The sequence below is a fragment of the Maritalea myrionectae DSM 19524 genome (genome assembly GCF_000423365.1).
Classification (GTDB): domain Bacteria; phylum Pseudomonadota; class Alphaproteobacteria; order Rhizobiales; family Devosiaceae; genus Maritalea; species Maritalea myrionectae.
In genome coordinates this window covers 234,862-254,306 of sequence record NZ_AUHV01000004.1, presented here as the reverse complement: position 1 = coordinate 254,306, position 19,445 = coordinate 234,862, and the positions used below count along the sequence as shown (strand labels likewise).

General features: G+C 52.2%; 18 protein-coding genes. 4 read left to right on the top strand and 14 right to left on the bottom strand.

The window, feature by feature from the left end; translation table 11 throughout:
• Nucleotides 1-507 (bottom strand): winged helix DNA-binding protein, encoded by a 507-nt coding sequence (locus tag G549_RS0112555; protein WP_036222587.1) that lies wholly within the window; start codon nt 505-507, stop codon nt 1-3.
• A 222-nt stretch (nt 508-729) separates the two neighbouring features.
• Here G549_RS0112555 and G549_RS0112550 point away from each other — a divergent pair, with 222 nt between their 5' ends.
• Nucleotides 730-1,032: a YciI family protein gene (locus G549_RS0112550; protein WP_246778375.1), complete on the top strand. Its 303-nt coding sequence runs from the start codon at nt 730-732 to the stop codon at nt 1,030-1,032.
• Nucleotides 1,033-1,034: 2 nt separating this feature from the next.
• Nucleotides 1,035-1,859 carry a nucleoside triphosphate pyrophosphohydrolase gene (gene mazG / locus G549_RS0112545; protein ID WP_027835320.1) on the top strand — a complete coding sequence of 275 codons (825 nt, stop codon included), beginning with the start codon at nt 1,035-1,037 and terminating at the stop codon, nt 1,857-1,859.
• On the opposite strand, the gene hflX is transcribed toward mazG, so the two are convergent.
• The 9 genes from hflX to dusB form a co-directional block, all read right to left on the bottom strand.
• The gene (hflX, locus tag G549_RS0112540) at nt 1,856-3,127 is read right to left on the bottom strand and encodes a GTPase HflX (protein WP_084634187.1); all 1,272 of its coding nucleotides are present in this window, start codon (nt 3,125-3,127) and stop codon (nt 1,856-1,858) included. The two genes, mazG and hflX, sit on opposite strands and share 4 nt — an antisense overlap.
• A 125-nt stretch (nt 3,128-3,252) precedes the next feature.
• Nucleotides 3,253-3,501, bottom strand: coding sequence for an RNA chaperone Hfq (gene hfq, locus G549_RS0112535; protein ID WP_027835318.1), 249 nt, complete (start codon nt 3,499-3,501; stop codon nt 3,253-3,255).
• Nucleotides 3,502-3,655: 154 nt separating this feature from the next.
• Nucleotides 3,656-5,083 carry a TrkH family potassium uptake protein gene (locus G549_RS0112530; protein WP_027835317.1) on the bottom strand — a complete coding sequence of 476 codons (1,428 nt, stop codon included), beginning with the start codon at nt 5,081-5,083 and terminating at the stop codon, nt 3,656-3,658.
• A gap of 36 nt (nt 5,084-5,119) precedes the next feature.
• Entirely contained in the window at nt 5,120-6,496 is a 1,377-nt protein-coding gene (trkA, locus tag G549_RS0112525) for a Trk system potassium transporter TrkA (RefSeq protein WP_027835316.1), read from the bottom strand.
• Between the two features lie 92 nt (nt 6,497-6,588).
• A complete protein-coding gene (gene ntrX, locus G549_RS0112520; RefSeq protein WP_027835315.1) occupies nt 6,589-7,968 on the bottom strand; it encodes a nitrogen assimilation response regulator NtrX in 1,380 nt (459 codons plus the stop codon).
• The gene (locus G549_RS20200; protein WP_051213761.1) at nt 7,968-10,274 is read right to left on the bottom strand and encodes a sensor histidine kinase NtrY-like; all 2,307 of its coding nucleotides are present in this window, start codon (nt 10,272-10,274) and stop codon (nt 7,968-7,970) included. The genes ntrX and G549_RS20200 overlap by 1 nt, the downstream gene beginning before the upstream one ends.
• A gap of 145 nt (nt 10,275-10,419) precedes the next feature.
• A complete protein-coding gene (gene ntrC, locus G549_RS0112510; protein ID WP_027835314.1) occupies nt 10,420-11,874 on the bottom strand; it encodes a nitrogen regulation protein NR(I) in 1,455 nt (484 codons plus the stop codon).
• The gene (locus G549_RS20195; RefSeq protein WP_051213757.1) at nt 11,867-12,982 is read right to left on the bottom strand and encodes a two-component system sensor histidine kinase NtrB; all 1,116 of its coding nucleotides are present in this window, start codon (nt 12,980-12,982) and stop codon (nt 11,867-11,869) included. The genes ntrC and G549_RS20195 overlap by 8 nt, the downstream gene beginning before the upstream one ends.
• On the bottom strand, nt 12,979-13,980 hold the full coding sequence (gene dusB, locus G549_RS0112500; RefSeq protein WP_036222584.1) for a tRNA dihydrouridine synthase DusB: 1,002 nt from the start codon (nt 13,978-13,980) through the stop codon (nt 12,979-12,981). The genes G549_RS20195 and dusB overlap by 4 nt, the downstream gene beginning before the upstream one ends.
• A gap of 201 nt (nt 13,981-14,181) precedes the next feature.
• On the opposite strand from dusB, the gene G549_RS0112495 reads away from it, so the two are divergent.
• Entirely contained in the window at nt 14,182-15,366 is a 1,185-nt protein-coding gene (locus G549_RS0112495) for a bifunctional 2-C-methyl-D-erythritol 4-phosphate cytidylyltransferase/2-C-methyl-D-erythritol 2,4-cyclodiphosphate synthase (protein ID WP_027835312.1), read from the top strand.
• A gap of 3 nt (nt 15,367-15,369) precedes the next feature.
• A complete protein-coding gene (locus G549_RS0112490) occupies nt 15,370-15,873 on the top strand; it encodes a CinA family protein (RefSeq protein ID WP_027835311.1) in 504 nt (167 codons plus the stop codon).
• Here the strand turns inward: G549_RS0112490 and G549_RS0112485 are convergent.
• From G549_RS0112485 to G549_RS0112470, 4 genes are read right to left on the bottom strand one after another with little or no spacing between them, the layout of a single operon-like run.
• Nucleotides 15,861-16,298, bottom strand: coding sequence for a type II toxin-antitoxin system RatA family toxin (locus G549_RS0112485; RefSeq protein ID WP_027835310.1), 438 nt, complete (start codon nt 16,296-16,298; stop codon nt 15,861-15,863). The genes G549_RS0112490 and G549_RS0112485 overlap by 13 nt on opposite strands.
• Before the next feature lie 9 nt (nt 16,299-16,307).
• On the bottom strand, nt 16,308-17,264 hold the full coding sequence (gene lipA / locus G549_RS0112480) for a lipoyl synthase (protein WP_027835309.1): 957 nt from the start codon (nt 17,262-17,264) through the stop codon (nt 16,308-16,310).
• 54 nt (nt 17,265-17,318) lie between these two features.
• Nucleotides 17,319-18,770, bottom strand: coding sequence for a dihydrolipoyl dehydrogenase (gene lpdA, locus G549_RS0112475; protein ID WP_027835308.1), 1,452 nt, complete (start codon nt 18,768-18,770; stop codon nt 17,319-17,321).
• Between the two features lie 21 nt (nt 18,771-18,791).
• Nucleotides 18,792-19,433, bottom strand: a complete 642-nt coding sequence (locus G549_RS0112470) for an SGNH/GDSL hydrolase family protein (RefSeq protein WP_027835307.1) — start codon at nt 19,431-19,433, stop codon at nt 18,792-18,794.
• Nucleotides 19,434-19,445 lie beyond the last annotated feature (12 nt).

Below are 19,445 nucleotides of genomic sequence, written 5' to 3'. Positions count from 1 at the left end.
TTAGAGTGAGGACGCTGCGCGCGAGGCTTGATCATAGAGCCCGCTCAGCGTCCTCATCATCGCCGCCATTTCACTAAGCTGATCCTTATCAACGTCCAGATGCTTCAAGCTGTCTAGCAAGCATTGTTCCCGCACTTCGCGGTATTTGTCGCACAACTCAAAGCCTTGCGTGGTCGTCGAGTAAAACATCTCTTTGCCGCGCTTTTCACCTTCGATCAAACCCGCTTTCAGCAGCTTTTTCAGCGCATAATTCACCGTATGGCTGTCATCAATATTGAGCAAAAAACAAATGTCTGTCAGCCGCTTTTGGCGCTCACGATGGTTCACATTGTGCAGGACCAGAATTTCAAGTGGTGACAATTCAGGATTGCCCGAAGCGATCATGCATTTGGTCATCCATCGGCTAAATCCATTATAGGCAATGATCAAACCATATTCGAATTCAGACAATTGCCAGCCTTCGGTGGAGGCCAAATGGCGTGAGGAAACAATACGACGCTTCTTCATAATAATACTTTCTAACTCGAACCACACAATATGTGGCCCTATACAATTATGTTTTCCCGCTATTTTACCGATAAAGTTTAAATAAATCTACCTCCTGCACCACACAATTGTCGGGCGTTTGGCAAAAGCCTCAGGCAAATAGCTTTTGGAAACAAGGGAATATGTACCTTGTTCTTATCAACGCTCTATGCTCAACATGTTTGAAAAAACATAGGATCAGACATGTCATTTTTGACCAATGATGCAAATCTGTTCGTAATCGAGCTGACTTATAAAGTGGCGCTCGACGCCGTGGAACCACATTTAGCCGCACACCGCGCGTTCCTTGATGTCCATTATCAGGCGGGACATTTTTTGGCCTCGGGGGCAAAAGTCCCGCGCGACGGCGGTATCATTCTCGCAACCGCTGCAAGCAAGGCTGATGTACACGAAATGATCGCGCAGGATCCGTTTCATCAACATGATCTGGCACATTACACCATCACCGAATTTGTCCCTTCCAAATCAGCAGACTGTTTGAAATAGCCATGAAACCCTCTCGCGATATCCAAGTCCTCATCGACATTATGGCGCGTCTGCGCAATCCCGACGGGGGATGCCCGTGGGATCTTGAGCAGGATTTCGACAGCATCAAACCCCACACAATTGAAGAAGCCTATGAGGTGGCAGAAGCGATTGAAAACAAGGATTTTGATGAATTACGGGACGAATTGGGCGATCTGCTGTTTCAACCGGTCTATTACGCCCAAATGGCGGCGGAGGAAGGCAAATTCGATTTTGGTGACATCGTCTATGGCATATCCGCCAAACTGATCCGACGGCACCCCCATGTGTTTGGCGATTTGAACACATCAGATCCTGTAGAAGTAAAAAAAGTTTGGGATGGCATCAAAGCGGAAGAACGGGCGCAAAAGGCGGCCCGAAACAAAGGCGCGGCGAAACCCCAAGGTTTCCTTAATGACATACCGCGGGGGCAACCAGCCCTCATGCGCGCGGATAAACTGGCCAAACGGGCCGCCCGCATAGGATTTGATTTTGCCGGGCCAGACCAAGCCGCAGAAAAACTGCATGAAGAGCTGAGCGAAGTACAAGAGGAAATGGCCAGTGGCGCGTCAAAGGAGCGCCTGCATGAAGAGCTCGGCGATTTGCTGTTCGCCGTCGCTTCCCTCGCCCGCAAGCTCAGCATTGATCCGGAAACCGCGCTGCAAGATGCCAACGCCAAGTTTATGCGCCGCTTCGCTCATATCGAAAAAGGCTGCGCCGAAAATGGCACAGCCCTTGAAGATGCCGATTTTGAAACGCTGCAGGCCCTTTGGGATGAAGCACGTCTCGCTGACAAAAAGCAGGATTAGTGCATCAGAATAAAGGGACCGAACTCCTCCAAAAAGCCTGACATTTTGTTCTTCGGAATGCGGACTTCGTAGACAATGGAAAGCTCGTCTTCACTGCTAAATTGATTTGTCACTTCGCCATTTTCAAAAAGCCAATGCGCCTTGCCGGCAGCCTCATGCGGCAGGATCACCCGCTGCAAGCGGCTGCTTTTGGCCAAAATGTCTTCAATCAAGCTGATCAATTCATCAATATTCTGACCCGTCACAGCAGAGACCTCAACCACCGGCACGTCACTCCGGTGTTGCGCCCGTGCCTGTTCCAACAGCGCCTCGTCAGCTTGGTCGATCTTGTTCCAAACCTCGATAAAGGGCACCTCTTCGGGTGTAACGCCCAGATCTTTCAACACGTCTTCGACATCCTGGGCCTGCGCCAAATGGTCAGGATTTGAGATATCGCGCACGTGCAACACTAAATGCGCGTCGGTCACTTCCTCCAAGGTGGAGCGAAATGCAGCGACCAAATCTGTCGGCAAGTCAGCAATAAAGCCCACTGTGTCGGAAAACACAACTTCGCGCTTGTGGGGCAAAACACGTCGCCGAACCGTGGTGTCGAGCGTCGCAAACAACATGTCCGCCTCTTTCGCTGTCGCACCCGTCAAATAGTTGAACAATGTCGACTTACCCGCGTTGGTGTACCCCACCAAAGAGATGATTGGATGCGGCACCACTTTGCGTGCCTTGCGTTGTTCTGTGCGCGTCTTTTTCACCTTGTCCAAACGCTGGGACAGCAATGTGATGCGGTCTTGCAATTGCCGACGGTCAGATTCGATTTGGGTTTCCCCCGGACCACCAACAAAGCCCAAGCCACCACGTTGCCGCTCAAGGTGGGTCCAGGAACGCACCAGCCGGCCTTTTTGGTAGGTCAGGTGTGCCAACTCAACTTGCAACACACCTTCACGTGTGGCTGCGCGTTCCCCGAAAATCTCAAGGATCAGCGCAGTACGGTCCAACACCTTGGCGCCGGTTTGTTTTTCAAGATTGCGCTGCTGGATCGGCGACAATTGGCAATCAAGCAAGAGCAACTTGATCTTTTCCTCTTTCACCGTTTCAGCAATAGCTTCCACATGCCCGCCACCAATAAAGGTCGCTGGCTTAATCTCGCGCACGGAAACCACAATTGACTGCACCAACACCAGATTGATCGCATCAGCGAGGCCTTCAAATTCGGCCTTTCGCGCTTCAATCGTGCGGCGATTGGGCTGTCGGGTAATGTCTGGTGTTACCAGCATTGCGCGCGTCGCAACTGTGCGTCGATCGATTAATGATTTCGGTCCACGCGCAAAATCCACACCTTCCTGCTGGTCAGTAAGGTGGTCGTTCTTTGATTTATTCAACTGTTTACCTGTCGGTCCTGTTAGCTTTTGTCCGCGTTTTCTGGGTCAAATAGCTGAACGGGTGCGCCTGGCATAATTGTCGAAATTGCATGTTTATAAACGAGCTGCGATTGCGCTTCACGTCTCAGCAACAAACAAAAATTGTCAAACCAGGTGATGACACCTTGCAGCTTTACCCCATTGACCAGAAACACAGTCACTGGAATTTTGTTCTTACGCACATTATTGAGAAAAGAATCTTGCAGATTTTGGCTTTTATCGTTGGGCATTTGGGCCTCTTTTTTTAAACGGTGCTGACGCGCAACTCAAAGTCAGTGCCGTGATTGATGCCACTTTTTAAGGTCGATACGCACCTTCAAAGCGGTCTAATTATTACGATGCCTCCCACCACTACTCGATGCGGCATGTGCTTTTTCTTACGGGCTACTGCCGCAGCAAATTCGCGATTGCTGCAAAGATGATAAGAATTTCAACTCGCCCTGCAAATGCAAATATAGTCATAAGTATAAGGGCTTGTCTACTGGGTTCGGCATCACCATTAAGTCCAAGCTCGGTCAATGAGGCGATGGAATTCAGGCTGCCCACGGCCAAGGAGAATGCATCACCAAAGCTATAGCCTAGGGCTGAAAACGCCAGCAGTGCGACGCTCAAGGACAATATGAACAAGAAGAAATAGCTCCAAACCGCCTTAACATTGCGTGCATCTAGGCTTTGACCGCCGATCTTGATGTTGGCCAAAACAGCATGTGGAAAAACCAACTGCCGGGCCTGATTGATCGATTGTTCAAGCATTGTGCCCAATCGGTGAAGCGATATACCGCCCGCTGTCGAGTAAGTCGTTGCCCCACCAATGGCCAACATCCACGCCAAAGTCAGCGGCACACCACTGCCCACATGTTCATTGTGCAATATGCCTGTTGTCGTCATCAGGGCAGTCACGTCGAAGAAGTTGGCCAACAATGTGGGATGATTGTCATTGCCAAAAATCGCGGCTTGGGCGGCAAACAACAATAAAGCGGTCACACAAACCAGGCCGATCAGCGCCATGCTTTCACGGTGTTCACTCAGTAGGTCGTAGCGTCGATTAACGATCATTTTGTGCCAGATGATCGACGTGCCACCGATCAGCATAAACACGATAAGCGTGATTTCCGCTGTGGAGTTGTTGAAAATGGACCCGCCTGAAAGCGTGGGCAAATAACCATTTGTCGAAAGGCTTGCAAATGAAGCGAGCAGCGCGGTCAACGGGCGCACCCCCTGCAACAACAAAAGCAAAAAGCAGGTAAGGGTCAGCGTGGCATAGGGCACAGCGACTTCACCGAGTGTGCGGAGCAATTTTGGGCTACCGCTGGTCGATCCGTGCAGCACAAAGCGCAAATCCCGGTTGGGCAAACCGCCAACCTGAAACGGAGCTAGGATGTAAACAATGATCGACAAGGTCAGGAAACCGCCATACCAGCCCAAAACACCGCGATAAGCACCCATGGCGCTGGTGATGGCTTGATCGGGCCGTGGCGTCACCCCAAGCGTTGTGGCGGCGGATACAGATTCGACCAGTGCCAGCACAAAAGGCTGACCCTCTAAAACGATGAAGGGCAAGGCACCAATCAGGCATAAGGCCAACCAAACGCACACCGATAGCAAAAACATGTCGCCACGCCGCAATCGCTTGATCTTGCTGTAAAGCGCCACGATTAAACCGCCAGACAACAGGCACAGCCCCACGCTGATCAACGCAAATCCTTCAACCGCCGCCCAATCGGAGCCGATGACGCCCACGATAAGGGGCACCAAAAGGCAAACGGATAGGCCAAAGACAATGATGGCAGCAAATACAATGATGGTTTGCATGAATGTTGGTTGGCGCGAACGGCCCCTTCCCGTTGGTTAGAAGAAGTCGATGCTGACGCGGAACATTTGCTCCACTTTGCGAACGGATTTGGCCAGCGCAAACACAATCACCAAATCACCCGCTTCGATGCGGGTGTCGCCATTTGGCATGTGCACTTCGCCACCACGAATAATCGCCCCAATGCGCACGCCTTCACCAAATTTGAAATCTTTTAGTGGCTTGCCCACCAATGGCGATGTTTCGAGCGCCTCGGCCTCAAGCAGTTCCGCTGCGCCATTATAAAGCGAATAGACGCCACGAATACGCCCACGCCGCACGTGACGCAAGATTTTGGATACGGTGGCTGCACGGGGGTTCAAAAAGGCATCAACATTGAGACGGCGCGCAAAACGCGGATATTGCGCTTGGTTCACCAACGCGATGGTCGTTGCACCGCCCATCTCACTGGCCAGCACGCATGACAAAATGTTGGTCTCGTCATCATTGGTGAGGCCCAAAAACATCTGGCATTGCTCAATGCCCACTTCACGCATGATCTCATCGTTCAGCGTCGAACCGTAAACAACGATGGATTTTTCAAGCCTTTCGGCGGCTTGCTGCGCCTTAACGCGGTTGGTTTCGATCAAACGAACAGAGATGCCATCGCGGCTCTCTTCAAGTCGACGGGCCACATATTGCCCCACATTCCCCGCACCCGCGATCACAATCTTGTCCGGCAATTCTTCTTTCCGGCCAAACATGGAAAGCACACGGTTCACTTGATCCTTGGCCACACTCACTATGGCCTCGTCCCCTGCGATCATAAAATCATCAGACTTCAGCGCCAGCATTTCACCGTCGCGGATAACGCCCATCACCATCGCTTGCAGGTTGGGGAACAATTCGGTCAATTGATGCAAAGGTGTGTCAATAATCGCGCAGTCTTCTGCCACCGGCACGCTCAAGACCAGTACCTGGTCATCATCAAATGACACAATATCACTGGCGCCAGGATAGGCCATACGCTGCAAGATCAACTCACCCACCTCAACTTCGGGTGAAATGATCACATCGATCGGCAAATGATCCCGGGCAAACAGATTCGAGAATTCAGACCGCAAATAGTTCTGGGCACGAATACGGGCAATACGAATAGGCACATCAAAGATGGAATGCGCCACCTGACAGGCGGTCATGTTCACTTCATCCACCTGGGTCACCGCGATCAGCATATCAGCCTCGCGCGCGCCCGCTTGGGCCAAGATTTCAGGATGAGAACCGTGACCATGAATGCCACGTGCATCTAGCGTGTCACGCACCCGCTGCACCAGTTCAGCATTGCTGTCGATCACAGTGACTTCAATGCCTTCTTGCGACAAACGCTCGGCAATGCCGTAGCCCACTTGTCCTGCACCGGAAATAATCACGCGCATAGAATAGCCCTTTTGCTAAATCAGCTCGTCTATGTGTGCCGCGCTGTGCGTAAAATTACAAGCCCCGACTGTAACCAATATCGGACGAATGCTCAAAGACCGAGCGATTTAAGTTTCCGGTGAAGCGCACTACGTTCCATGCCAACAAATTCGGCTGTTTTGGAAATATTGCCGCCAAACCGTTCAATTTGCGCCGTCAAATATTGCCGTTCAAACACTTCCCGCGCTTCTCTGAGCGGCAAGGACATTAAATGTGCGCTGCCTTCATCATCCCCCACGGTTGGCAATACTTCGCCAATATCGTTGGGCAACATCGCCGCGGTGATTTCCCCGTTTTCGGGAAAACTGTCGCGGTGCAAAATGATCAAACGCTCTAAAGAGTTGCGCAATTGCCTGGCGTTGCCGGGCCATTCCTGCGCCTGCAACACCGCCATCGCATCGTCAGCAACTGTGAGGCTTTTGATGTTATGGCTCTCCGCAATCATGTGCAGCAGTTGGCTCACCAGCGGTGGAATGTCTTCCCGACGCTCTTTTAGGGCTGGCACATTGAGCGGAATCACCGCGAGACGATGAAACAGATCGCTTCTAAAACGCTGATTGTCGACCATCTGCTTGATGTTGGACGAACATGACGAAACCACCCGCACATCAACAGCCACATTTTGCTGGCCATTCACCCGCTGAAATTTGTTTTCCACCAACGCACGCAGCAAATTGGTTTGGATTTCCGGGGGCAAAAATTCAATCTCAGACAAAAACAAAGTGCCGCCGTGCGCGCGTTCAAACGCCCCGCTCACAATGGTTTTGCCACCCTCGCTCAGCACCTCTTTGCCAAACAAGGTCTCAGCCATCTCATCAACGTTCAGCATGGCCAGCTTCACCTCGATAAAAGGCGCCGCCGCGCGGTGCGAACTATCATGCAATTGTCGCGCACAAAGGCCCTTGCCGGTGCCGGACGGACCCGCAAAAAACACCCGCGAATTTGTCGGGGCGCAACGCTCGATCTGCGCACGGATGTTCGCCAAGGCTGAAGATTGACCAACCAATTGAGCATGCTGCACACCGGAGCGTTGGCGCAAATCTTCCACTTCTGTCTTGAGGCGGTCCGCCTCCATGGCGCGCTTGGCCACCAGCAACAAGCGATCCATTTTGAAAGGTTTTTCAATATAGTCGTAAGCGCCGCGGCGAATGGCGGACACGGCCGTTTCCACATTGCCGTGACCAGAAATCATCACCACGGGCAAATCGCTGTGCCGTTCCATCAACGCGTCGAGCAGCTGCAAACCATCAAGGCGCGAGCCCTGCATCCAAATGTCCAAAAAGACTAGGTTGGGACGACGACCCTCGATCGACTCCAACGCCGAATCTGCATCATGCGCAATGCGTGTTTCGTATCCTTCATCCTCCAAGATACCCGCAATAAGCTCGCGAATATCCTCCTCATCATCCACGATGAGTACGTCCAATGCCATCAGGCTGTTCCCTTCAGTTTCTGATCAGTTGGTTCGGTTTGACCAATGACTTGCGGTTTGTTCTTATTTTCTGGCGAGTTTGTGGCAGGCGGTTCAAGTTGTTCAGCTTTTTGCTTTTTCGGCAAAGTGAAAGCAAACACCGCCCCCACCTGTCCGTGCGCATCAGCAGGCGCATCGTAAAGGTCGACGCGACCATTATGCTGTTCCACAATTTTCGATACAATCGCGAGCCCCAGGCCCGTACCCTTGTCGCGTGTGGTGTTATAGGGTTCTAACAATCTTAGGCGATTTTCCTTTGGCCACCCTTTGCCATTGTCACTCACTGTGACCTGATAGTGATCGCCTACATCTTCAACACCGACATAGATCGTCGGATCCTGTATTTTCCCGCCTTGCGACTCAATCGATTCTGCCGCGTTTTTGATCAAATTGGTCAAAACCTGCGACATCAATCGATCGTCAAACTGGGCCACCATTTCGCCATCGGGAATTTGTGAATGCAGGGCAATGTCAGGATGGCGAACGCCTTCACTGAACACAGCCTGGCGAACTGTTTCACCTAAATCATATTTTTCAAAACTCGCGGATGGCATACGCGCAAAGGTGGAAAATTCGTCGACCATCCGGCCAATATCACCAACTTGGCGAACGATGGTGTTGGTGCACTTATCGAACACTTCATAATCGTCAGCCAGCTTATCCTTATAGCGGCGGCGCAACCGCTCGGCGGAGAGTTGAATTGGCGTCAGAGGGTTCTTAATTTCGTGCGCAATGCGTCGTGCCACATCCGCCCAAACGCTTGTGCGCTGCGCCGCAATCAGGTCAGAAATATCATCCAAGGTGATCACGTAGCCTTTGGAGCTATCAATCGTCCCCTCACGCGTAATCCGCACTTGGTAAGTACGCTCTTCGCCCTGACGGTTATTCAACACGATCTGTTCTTGAATTTGCCCGCTCTTGTTGCTTTGCGCCTGATCGAAGATTTTACCCAATTCAACGGCCATCTCGTGCAACGACGCGCCAATCATATCTTTTTCGTCGATTTCAAATATGGAAGACGCCCGGCCGTTCACAATGGTCACATGGCCGTCGGGATCGAGGCCAATAATGCCAGCAGACACGCCTTCAAGCACCGCTTCAGTAAATTGCCGGCGCTGGTCAATGGTTTCGTTGGCGGAGATTAGCGCCCCGTGCTGTTCGGACAATTGTGAGGTCATGCGATTGAACCGAGCGGAAAGGTCACGCATATCGCCCGTGGTGCCTTTGGTGGGCACCCGAACATTCAAGTCACCCGTAGACACCCGGTTTGACGCAATCATCAGATTTCGAATTGGCGCGACCAGCCGATTGGCGAGATAAATGCCCACCCAGACCGCGGCCAGCAACACAACAATTGCCAAGCCGATATACATGATCGCAAAGGTGATCTGAAACACCAGTCGGTTTGATTCATATTCGCGATATTCATTCACATTTTGCTCGGTCAGGCGCATATATTCGAGGACTTCAGCCTCCACGCCCCGCGCCACAAACAAATAGTGATCAGGATAATTATCAAGCTTTATAACACCGCCGACAAAGGAGAACTTGCGCCCGGGCCGGATAAGCTCAATGGTATTCTCATCAACTCCAGTGAGCAGGTCATCCGGCAATTGCGGCGGTGTTCCGGCAGCATTAATCTGCGCCCGCTCAACAATCTCACGGTCACCATTGAGAATGAAAACATAGGGCAATGACCGAACTTGGGCCAAAGTTGTGAGAATGCGCACATAGTTCTCTCGGTTCTCTTCGAACACATCAGACACGCGTTCCAGCTCACCAGAAATGCCAATAATGTCATTGCGCAACACATTGGCATGTTCCTGCAAATAAGACTGCGCAACTTGGTTTGAGCTTTCCACCATGGCGCGCGACCGTTCAGAAAACCAGTGATCCAAACCTTGGTTCAGCGCGAACGTGGCAATCAACGCAACGATGAACGCGGGCACTGCCGCCGCTACGGCAAACATGCCGACCAGTCGAACATGCAGTCCAGAGCCTGCTTGTTTGGAGATGCGGGCCCGCACGAGAAGGAAACCTTCGGTGATCAGCAATGCAATCACCAGCACCACCAGCACCGCATTAATCAACCAAATGATGGCCCAAACGCTGGGCTCTGGTTCAATTGCTGTTGCCCCGGTGAGCACCAGGAATGAGGCCACCGCACTCACAACCGAAGCGAGCACCAAAACAACCCCAAAAACCCGGAGCGCACGGTTTTGCCTCAACGACAATTGTTTGATTTTGGGTTGGATGGTGTCGTTCACAAAGTTCGCCTAAGCATATTACAAAATTGGCATCACAGCCCTAACGCAATAGCGCCCTATTGCGGTAAAACTGTGACATATTTATCAACAGGTTGGCGCAAAACTGCAGCAGTGGCAAGGTGTTTGTGGCAAAAATGTTACAGCGCTATCGGCCGTTGCCCTGTTTATTGACGTGTATATGGTGGGCCTGGATCTTCTTCCGCAGGGTATTCCGGTTCAATCCCAGTAATTCGGAAGCACGAATTTGATTTCCATTACAATTATTTAATGTGATTTCTAAAAGTGGAACTTCAATTTCATCAATGATGCGCTGATAAAGCCCATTGGCGGGGAGTTCAGGCTGCGCTTTGGCAAATAACGACAATAAATGGCGCTCGACCATCTCACCCAAATCATCACTTTGTGCAGGCGAATTATTGAGTTGTGGGGCCGCCTCGCCAACACTTAGTTCTTGCCGAACGGTCTCTGCGGAAATGACTTCATCTGGATAAAGGGCCACAAAGCGCTGCACCAGATTTTCAAGTTCCCGCACATTGCCGGGCCAATTATGTTGCCGCAACAGGTCCAGTGCCGATTTTTCAAACGCCTTGACCGGTTCGCCGTCTGGCGTAAATTTCTGCGCAAAATGCTGGGCCAAATCAGCCACGTCATCCGCCCGCTCGCGCAACGCCGGCATGTGCAATTGCACCACGTTTAGGCGATAAAACAAATCTTCGCGGAACAGGCCTTGTCGGATCATTTGATGTAGATCTCGGTGTGTCGCGGCAACAATACGCACATCCGTTTCAATCGTATCCCGACCGCCAACGCGGGTAAACTCGCCCTCTTGCAATACACGCAATAACCGTGTTTGCGCCGCCATCGGCATGTCGCCGATTTCATCCAGGAACAACGTGCCCCCCGCGGCCCGTTCAAAATGACCAATGGAGCGCCCATGCGCGCCGGTAAACGCACCTTTCTCGTGGCCAAACAGCTCAGATTCGATCAAATCTTGGGGGATGGCGGCCATATTGATGGCATTAAAGGGGCCGCCCTTGCGCTTGCCAAAATCATGCAGCGCCCGCGCCACCACTTCTTTGCCGGTGCCGCTCTCGCCAGAAATCATCACCGTAAGGTCTGTTTGGATCAGCCGCGCCATGGTCCGATAAACCTCTTGCATCGGCCCAGATCGGCCCACAAGCGGCATTTCTTCATCATTTGGCGCTGCGGCCAAGTCTTTCTTCTTCTGGCTGTCTCGCTCGGCCAATGCTTTAGCGACAGTTGACGTGAGTTCCCCCAAATCAAATGGCTTCGGCAAATATTCAAACGCCCCCGCTTCACTGGCGCGTACCGCTGTCATAAAGGTATTTTGCGCGCTCATCACAATAATCGGCAAGTCCGGACGCGCCTTCTTGATGCGCGGCAAAAGGTCAAACGCACTGCCATCAGGCATCATCACATCTGTGATCAGCAGGTCGCCATCGCCCCGAGCAATATGGTTCCACATGGTGGACAAATTGCTCATGGGGAACACTTCATAGTCGGCGCGGGTCAGCGCTTGGCTCAGCACCATTCGTATGGATGCATCATCGTCCGCCACCAATATTGTGCGTTCACTCATTGCGCATTGCTCCCTTTTTCGCCCTTTTGGGCTTTGAAATTGGCAAGAGGGTGCGCATTTTCGTGCGGCCACCTGCACTATCCGCATCCACAATGCCGCCATGCACGCCCACCAATTTCGCCACCAGCGCAAGGCCCAAGCCACCGCCAGTTTGTTTTGATGTGACAAATGGATCGAAAATATGCGGCAATATATCCTCGGCGATGCCGCCGCCATTATCTTCAACGCAAATCTCAAGCGGCAGTGACATGCGGTTGCCTGTGCCCGGAATGCCAATCGAAATACCCGGGCGGTAGGCCGTGCTAACCACAATCTCCCCCTTATCCTGTCCGACAATGGCCTCAGCGGCGTTCTTAAACAGGTTGAGATAGATTTGAACCAGCTGATCCCAGTTTCCCAAAACAGGCGGTAAAGAGGGGTCAAAATGCTTTGAAATGGTCATGCCTTTGGCAAAGCCATTTTGCGCAATCAACTCCACATGGTTCAGCACTTCATGAATATTGACGGAGGTGAATTCAGGCTGGCGTTCGTCGCCAAACTCCTCCATCCGATCCACCAGCTTCACAATGCGCCCCACTTCTTCCTGCACCAATCGTGCAAGCGGACGATCTTTTTCTTCTGCCGACTGCTCCAGCAGTTGCGCCGCGCCTTTGATGCCCGAAAGCGGGTTTTTGATTTCATGCGCCAGCATCGCCGCCAGGCCAATCACAGACCTTGCCGCGCCGCGCGATGTGAGCTGCTTGTCGATCTTGTCGGCCATCGTGCGCTCAATCAGCGTCAAAACAGTCAGGCTGGAATCATTCGCCATCGGCGTGGCGTGCGCGTCCACCAACCGTTCCTCTGGCATATTGATGTTGGCGATAGGGATGCGATGTTCCCGAGACCCTGCGTCGCGCCCCCGCACCCGATCCAAAAGATTGAGTAACGGCGAAGATGGGGCCACCAAATCATCTACTTGTTGACGCTTCAAGCGACTTTCCGAAGTGGAAAAGAAATCCTGCGCCGCATAGTTGGCCATGATGATCTTGTTGTCTGTGTTACAAATCAAAATGGGATGGGCGATGGCTTGAAAAGCGGAGTGCGCCAGTTCTATCGATGTGGCGTTCATGCGGCAGTTGCCTCTACTTGATCAAAGATCGTTGCCAAAATGTCAGGTACATCCGCGCTTTTGTCGGCTGTCAAAAGCTGCTTTCGCGTTGCCCCATCAATTGCTGCGCCTTCATGCTCCAACACTTCTAAATACCATCCCAAATGCTTGCGCGCACAACGCACGCCCAATTGCTCGCCATATTCGTCAATCATCATGGCGTAATGCTCAAGGATCAGCGCGAGACGTGCCTGACCTATTGGCGCAGCTTCCGGTGTGCGGCCCGCGAGGGCATCGCCCACCTGCCCCACCAGCCAGGGCTGGCCTTGCGCCCCGCGCCCGATCATCACCGCTTGCGCACCAGACGCCGCAAGCGCGTCGCGCGCGGCGTTCAAGTCAACAATGTCGCCATTGACCACAACCGGAACCTTCACGGCATCCACAACCTCGCGGATAGGCGCCCAGCGCGCCTTACCTTTGTAAAATTGTTGGCGCGTCCGCCCGTGCACCGTCACCATTTGCACCCCGCACGCTTCTGCGTCTTTGGCCAATTGTGGCGCATTGAGGTTCTCATCGTTCCAGCCAAGCCGCATTTTCAGCGTCACAGGCCGCGTTGTGGCCGCCACCACCGCTTCGATGATCTCAACAGCCTTATCCGGCACCCGCATAAGCGCAGACCCGGCATAGCCATTCGTTACACGCTTGGAGGGGCATCCCATATTGATGTCGATAATGTCCGCGCCAGCATCCTCAGCAATTTTGGCGCCTTCGGCCAACCAATGCGGTTCGCAGCCCGCCAATTGAACGATATGTGGCAATTTCTCTGGCCGCCCCAAACGTCGCGCCATATCCTTATGTCCATTGGTCAAAGCAGCGCTGGCAATCATTTCTGACACCACCATGCCCGCACCAAACCGGGCGGAAATGGTGCGAAAGCTTTTGTCCGTTATGCCGGAGAGCGGCGCCAGGAAGGCGTTATTGGGCAGCGTATGGTCGCCAATCTTAATGGGAGAAAGCATATTCGCTCATTTTTTAAGCAGTTTTGTAGTCTGCTTAATTTGTAGACAGAATCGGATGTTTTTGCAACCAATTTGCTGAAATTTCGACCATTCCTTACAAATAAGCGGCAAAACCGGGCGCACGAGTAGTTGGCGCTTTCATCCTCTTGCAGTTCATTTCAATGCCAGTTAAACCCAAGATGACCACTTTCAGGATGAATTATGACACCCCAAGCTCCTAAGGTTGCCGTTATCATTGTTGCCGCAGGTTCGGGCAGCCGAATGGGCAGCACCGAAATGCCGAAGCAATATCAGAACTTGGCTGGCAAGCCCGTGCTCACCCGCACCACCGAAGCATTTGTTCAATCGAATGCCGTGCAGAAGGTGCTGCCAGTGATCAATGATAAACATGAAACAATGTTTGCCGATTTGGGGCTGAACGATGCAAAGCTGCTGCCTCTGGTCTTTGGCGGTGCGGATCGTCAGACGTCCGTTTTTAACGGCCTCAACGCATTGAAGGATGAAGCCCCTGACATTGTCCTCATTCATGACGCCGCTCGCCCATTTGTCTCCAAGGAGCTGATCGATAAATGCATCCAGACCGCCGCGACGTTCGGCGGCGCCCTACCCGCGCTGCAAGTGACCGACACGTTGAAAAAGGCAAACAAGGACGGTTCCGTCGAACAAACGCTGGACCGTACGGCCCACTATTTGGCGCAAACGCCCCAAGCGTTCAAATATGAGCTCATTTTAAAGGCACACCAGTCGGCCGCGACGGCGGATACAACTTTCACTGATGATGCATCAATCGCTGAATGGGCCGGCTTGAATGTCAAAATTGTCGACGGCGAGCCGAACAACTTTAAAATTACCATCCCTCAAGATTTGGACCGTGCGGAAATGAGTTTAGCAACACCAATGGAAACACGTGTGGGCACGGGCTTTGATGTCCACGCTTTTGAAGCGGGTGATCATGTCATTTTGGGCGGCATTCAAATTCCACACACCGCAAAACTAAAGGGCCATTCCGACGCTGATGTTGGGCTGCACACGCTCACAGATGCGCTTTACGGCGCCATGGCAGATGGTGATATCGGCCAGCATTTCCCCCCATCGGAAATGGAATGGCATAAGGCAGATTCAGCCCAATTCTTAGAACATGCCGCTTCGCGATTGCACGAACGTGGCGGTCGACTTGTACATTTAGATTTGACACTGATCTGCGAAGCCCCCAAAATCGGCCCGCATTGTGAAAAGATGCGCCAGCGCATCGCGCAAATTGCTGATGTTTCAATGTCCCGTGTCTCCGTAAAGGCCACAACAACGGAGAAATTGGGATTTACAGGCCGCAAGGAAGGCATTGCGGCACAAGCGGCGGTCACCATTGAGGTGCCAGTAAAGGATTAGACTATGCTTGAAGATGATGTGCTGCACCTTGCGCAAATCACCATTGAGCAATTGATTTCCAAACAAGCAACGATTGCGACAGCTGAAAGCTGCACAGGCGGTTTGATCAGTGGCGCGCTCACGGCAGTGCCTGGGTCATCAGAAGCGGTGTTTGGCGGTTATGTCACTTATTCCAACGAGGCCAAAATCCAAATGCTTGGCGTGCCGTTGCATTTGTTGGAAGATGTTGGCGCTGTTTCAAAAGAAGTTGCGTGTGCCATGGCAGAAGGCGCTCAGCGCATCTCCGGGGCAACCATCTCCGTTGCTGTCACTGGCATTGCGGGGCCCGGCGGTGGGACGCCTGAAAAGCCTGTCGGCCTAGTGCATTTCGCCTGCGCCGATGAAGATGGCTCATGCCATATCGTGCGTAATTTCAAAGAGATGGAACGCGACGAGGTGCGTGAAGAAACAGTTCGTGTTGCCCTAACGCTGGTTTTGGCGCGTTTGGATCAGCGTCACTTGCCGTAAAGCTCATCAGCGCGCTTCACAAACGCGTCCATGATCTCTTCCTGCTTGGTGGCGAACAATGGCTCCGCCACCGCTGCAATCAGACGATTTGAGAGCTTGAAGTCGACCTTAAACTGGATATGTGTGCCCTCGCCCTCTGGCAAAAATTGCCAGACAGAGCTGAGATGCGAAAACGGCCCATCCACCGCGGTCGCGGCAATGCGCAGATTGCCCCGATCCATTTCCACCCGACTTTCATAGTCCTGCGAAATTGGACCAAAGCTAATGCCCATGCGCGCATAGCAATCATAATCGCTACCGCCTGGTCGCACCTGCATGTTTGAACAATTGGGCACAAAGCTGGGGTAGCGTCGCAAGTCCGCGACCAGATCAAACATTTGCTCTGGGGTGTAGGGCACATGCCGATCAAAGGCGATTTTGGTCATCAATAAGGCCTATCTCTTGGCGTCACGTGCCTTGCGCAGCTTCTCGAAATCATCACCCGCATGGTGCGAAGATCGTGTGAGCGGCGATGATGACACCATCAAAAAGCCTTTGGTATATGCGATACGCTCAAAAGCCTTAAACTCGTCTGGCGTCACAAAGCGGTCAACCTTGTGGTGCTTCCGGCTCGGCTGCAAATATTGCCCAATGGTCAAAAAGTCCACATCAGCAACCCGCAAATCGTCCATCAACTGCAAAACTTCGTTCCGCTCTTCGCCCAAACCAACCATGATGCCGGATTTGGTAAACATCTGCGGATCCAGCTCTTTCACTTTTTGAAGCAAGCGAATGGAGTGGAAATAACGCGCACCGGGACGCACGGTCAGATAGTTAGAAGGCACAGTTTCCAGATTGTGATTGAACACGTCCGGCTTGGCCGCCACCACGGTTTCCAACGCCCCCTCTTTACGCAAGAAGTCCGGCGTCAAAATTTCAATTGTGGTCTCGGGTGATGTATCGCGGATGGCCTTGATGACATCAGCAAAATGCTGCGCGCCACCATCTGCCAAATCATCGCGGTCCACTGAGGTGATCACCACGTGCTTGAGTTCAAGCGTTTTTACCGTGTTGGCCACATTGGCAGGTTCATTCGTGTCTAGCGCCGTGGGCAGGCCTGTGCGCACATTGCAAAAGGCGCAAGCACGGGTGCAAATCTCACCCATAATCATCATGGTAGCGTGCTTTTTGTCCCAACATTCGCCAATGTTGGGACATCCCGCTTCTTCACAAACCGTAACAATTGAATTGTCTTTTACGATTTTGCGGGTTTCATTATAGCCTTTGGACCCTGGTGCTTTTACCCGAATCCAATCTGGCTTGCGCAACACCTCATTGTCTGGTCTATGCGCCTTTTCCGGGTGCCGCACGTCTGATTTGGCCTGTTTTGTCGTGTCCAGCAATGTAACCATGATAATTCCTTAAACCCGTTTTGCCCTCTTAATGGGGCTAAAATTGTTCATGCCCTATATATTGAGGGCGCGATCATAGGCGTCAAGTACGCTCTCTTTCATCATTTCGGACAATGTGGGGTGCGGGAAGATTGTATGCATCAGTTCTTCCTCAGTGGTTTCGAGGTTCATCGCCACCACAAAGCCTTGAATGAGTTCAGTCACTTCCGCGCCAACCATGTGCGCACCGAGCAATTCGCCAGATTTCGCATCAAAAATGGTTTTAACCAAACCATCTGGCTCACCAAGCGCAATCGCCTTGCCATTACCCACAAAGGGGAAGCGCCCCACGCGGATCTCACGGCCAGTTTTGGTCGCCGCTTCTTCCGTTAAGCCAACAGACGCCACTTGCGGTTCGCAATAGGTACAGCCCGGAATCTGGTTTTTCTCCATCGGGTGCACGTCCATGCCAGCAATTTTCTCAACACAAAGCACACCTTCATGTTCAGCCTTATGCGCCAGCATTGGCGGTCCGGCAACATCACCAATCGCATAGATGCCATCAACATTGGTCTTGCAATAGCCATCAGCGACAATGAAACCTTTGTCAGTTTTGACACCCAGTTCCTCAAGCCCGATATTCTCCACATTGGCTTGCACGCCAACAGCAGAAATCAGCTTTTCCGCCTCAATGGTTTCTTTGCGCCCATCTTTCAATTCGATATGCGCCTTCACGCCACCTTTGCCATTTTCAACCTTGGCCACTTTGGCTTCCGTCAAAATCTTGATGCCGCGCTTTTCAAAGCGCTTGCGGGCATGGGCAGAAATCTCTTTGTCTTCGACAGGCATAATTTGCGGCAGCAACTCAACAACAGTTACCTCAGCACCCATTGAAGCATAGAAACTTGCAAATTCAATGCCGATCGCGCCAGAGCCCATCACCAAAAGTGATTTTGGCATTTCTTCCGGCACAAGCGCTTCAAAATAGGTCCAGATGTTTTTGCCGTCCGGCTCAATGCCGGGTAAAATGCGGGGCCGCGCGCCAGTTGCCACAATAATGTGTTTGGCTTTGTATGTCCCGTGAGGCAGCACGCCTTTTGGTGCAGGCACACTGGGCTCCATCGCCTTTTTGGATGAAGGGCCAACCTCAACTTCGCCGCCCTTTTTCAGCTTGGCCTCACCCCAAATAATGTCGATTTTGTTCTTTTTCATCAAAAACGACACGCCATTGTTCATGCGGGCCGCGATTTGGCGCGAGCGTTTCACCACGTCAGAAATCTCGAACCCGAATTCACTCGCTTTCAAGCCGTAATCCTTGGCGTGCCCCATGTGCGAATAAATCTCAGCACTGCGCAGCAAAGCTTTGGTGGGAATGCAGCCCCAATTGGAGCAGATGCCAGCCATATGTTCGCGTTCGACAACGCCCACCTTCATGCCCAATTGTGACGCACGAATGGCCGCAACATAACCGCCAGGTCCACCACCGATTACAATCAGATCATATTGATTTGCCGACTCATTTGCCATGGGAATTGCCTTTCATCAAAGCTATTTTGAGGTCAAAAGGTCACCCACCACAGGGATAAGTGCCTCGCCTAATTTTTTTGTATTTTCTTGGTCCAGATGAAACCCATCCATTGGGTCTGGTATCACATGTTTTGCAGCGTCGAAAAACGCTACATCATTCTCTTCAACCACCAGCTTGTATGCGTCCGCATATTGCCGCGATAAACTGGAAGCCCCTTGCATCACATGATTGGCAAATCGATCGCCCCCACGCTCTGCCAGCGGAGGCGACACCACCAATATTTGCGGCACCGCATGATTTGCCTTGTAGGGAAATGTTTTGATAATTGAGATCAATCGCCCGATGCCCGCAGCGGAGCCAGCAGCGTTGCCGCAGATATGCTCGCGCATATCGTTGGTGCCCAGCATGATGATAACCAAATCAAGCGGCTCATGCGTGGCCAATAGACTCGGCAGCATTTTAGCGCCATTACGCTCGGACGCTGCCGAATGATCGTCAAATACAGTCGTGCGACCATTCAAGCCTTCGGCAATCATGTGCACAGAGAAATCGAGGCCATCAGCCAACACATTGGGCCAACGCACCTCAAAAGGATGCCGCGTCTCCGACGCCGCGTCATATCCCCATGTCAATGAATCGCCAAAAGCGAGAATGTTTTTCATTTGATCCTTTTG

Bases quoted from the DNA above. Each gene is read 5' to 3' on its own strand.
- lipA (WP_027835309.1), bottom strand. From the start codon at position 17,264: ATGGTTACATTGCTGGACACGACAAAACAGGCCAAATCAGACGTGCGG.
- hfq (WP_027835318.1), bottom strand. From the start codon at position 3,501: ATGCCCAACGATAAAAGCCAAAATCTGCAAGATTCTTTTCTCAATAAT.
- G549_RS0112485 (WP_027835310.1), bottom strand. From the start codon at position 16,298: ATGACCAAAATCGCCTTTGATCGGCATGTGCCCTACACCCCAGAGCAA.
- G549_RS0112495 (WP_027835312.1), top strand. From the start codon at position 14,182: ATGACACCCCAAGCTCCTAAGGTTGCCGTTATCATTGTTGCCGCAGGT.
- lpdA (WP_027835308.1), bottom strand. From the start codon at position 18,770: ATGGCAAATGAGTCGGCAAATCAATATGATCTGATTGTAATCGGTGGT.
- ntrX (WP_027835315.1), bottom strand. From the start codon at position 7,968: ATGGCATTGGACGTACTCATCGTGGATGATGAGGAGGATATTCGCGAG.
- trkA (WP_027835316.1), bottom strand. From the start codon at position 6,496: ATGCGCGTGATTATTTCCGGTGCAGGACAAGTGGGCTACGGCATTGCC.
- mazG (WP_027835320.1), top strand. From the start codon at position 1,035: ATGAAACCCTCTCGCGATATCCAAGTCCTCATCGACATTATGGCGCGT.
- G549_RS0112550 (WP_246778375.1), top strand. From the start codon at position 730: ATGTCATTTTTGACCAATGATGCAAATCTGTTCGTAATCGAGCTGACT.
- G549_RS0112470 (WP_027835307.1), bottom strand. From the start codon at position 19,433: ATGAAAAACATTCTCGCTTTTGGCGATTCATTGACATGGGGATATGAC.
- hflX (WP_084634187.1), bottom strand. From the start codon at position 3,127: ATGCTGGTAACACCAGACATTACCCGACAGCCCAATCGCCGCACGATT.
- ntrC (WP_027835314.1), bottom strand. From the start codon at position 11,874: ATGAGTGAACGCACAATATTGGTGGCGGACGATGATGCATCCATACGA.
- G549_RS0112530 (WP_027835317.1), bottom strand. From the start codon at position 5,083: ATGCAAACCATCATTGTATTTGCTGCCATCATTGTCTTTGGCCTATCC.
- G549_RS20195 (WP_051213757.1), bottom strand. From the start codon at position 12,982: ATGAACGCCACATCGATAGAACTGGCGCACTCCGCTTTTCAAGCCATC.
- G549_RS0112490 (WP_027835311.1), top strand. From the start codon at position 15,370: ATGCTTGAAGATGATGTGCTGCACCTTGCGCAAATCACCATTGAGCAA.
- dusB (WP_036222584.1), bottom strand. From the start codon at position 13,980: ATGCTTTCTCCCATTAAGATTGGCGACCATACGCTGCCCAATAACGCC.
- G549_RS0112555 (WP_036222587.1), bottom strand. From the start codon at position 507: ATGAAGAAGCGTCGTATTGTTTCCTCACGCCATTTGGCCTCCACCGAA.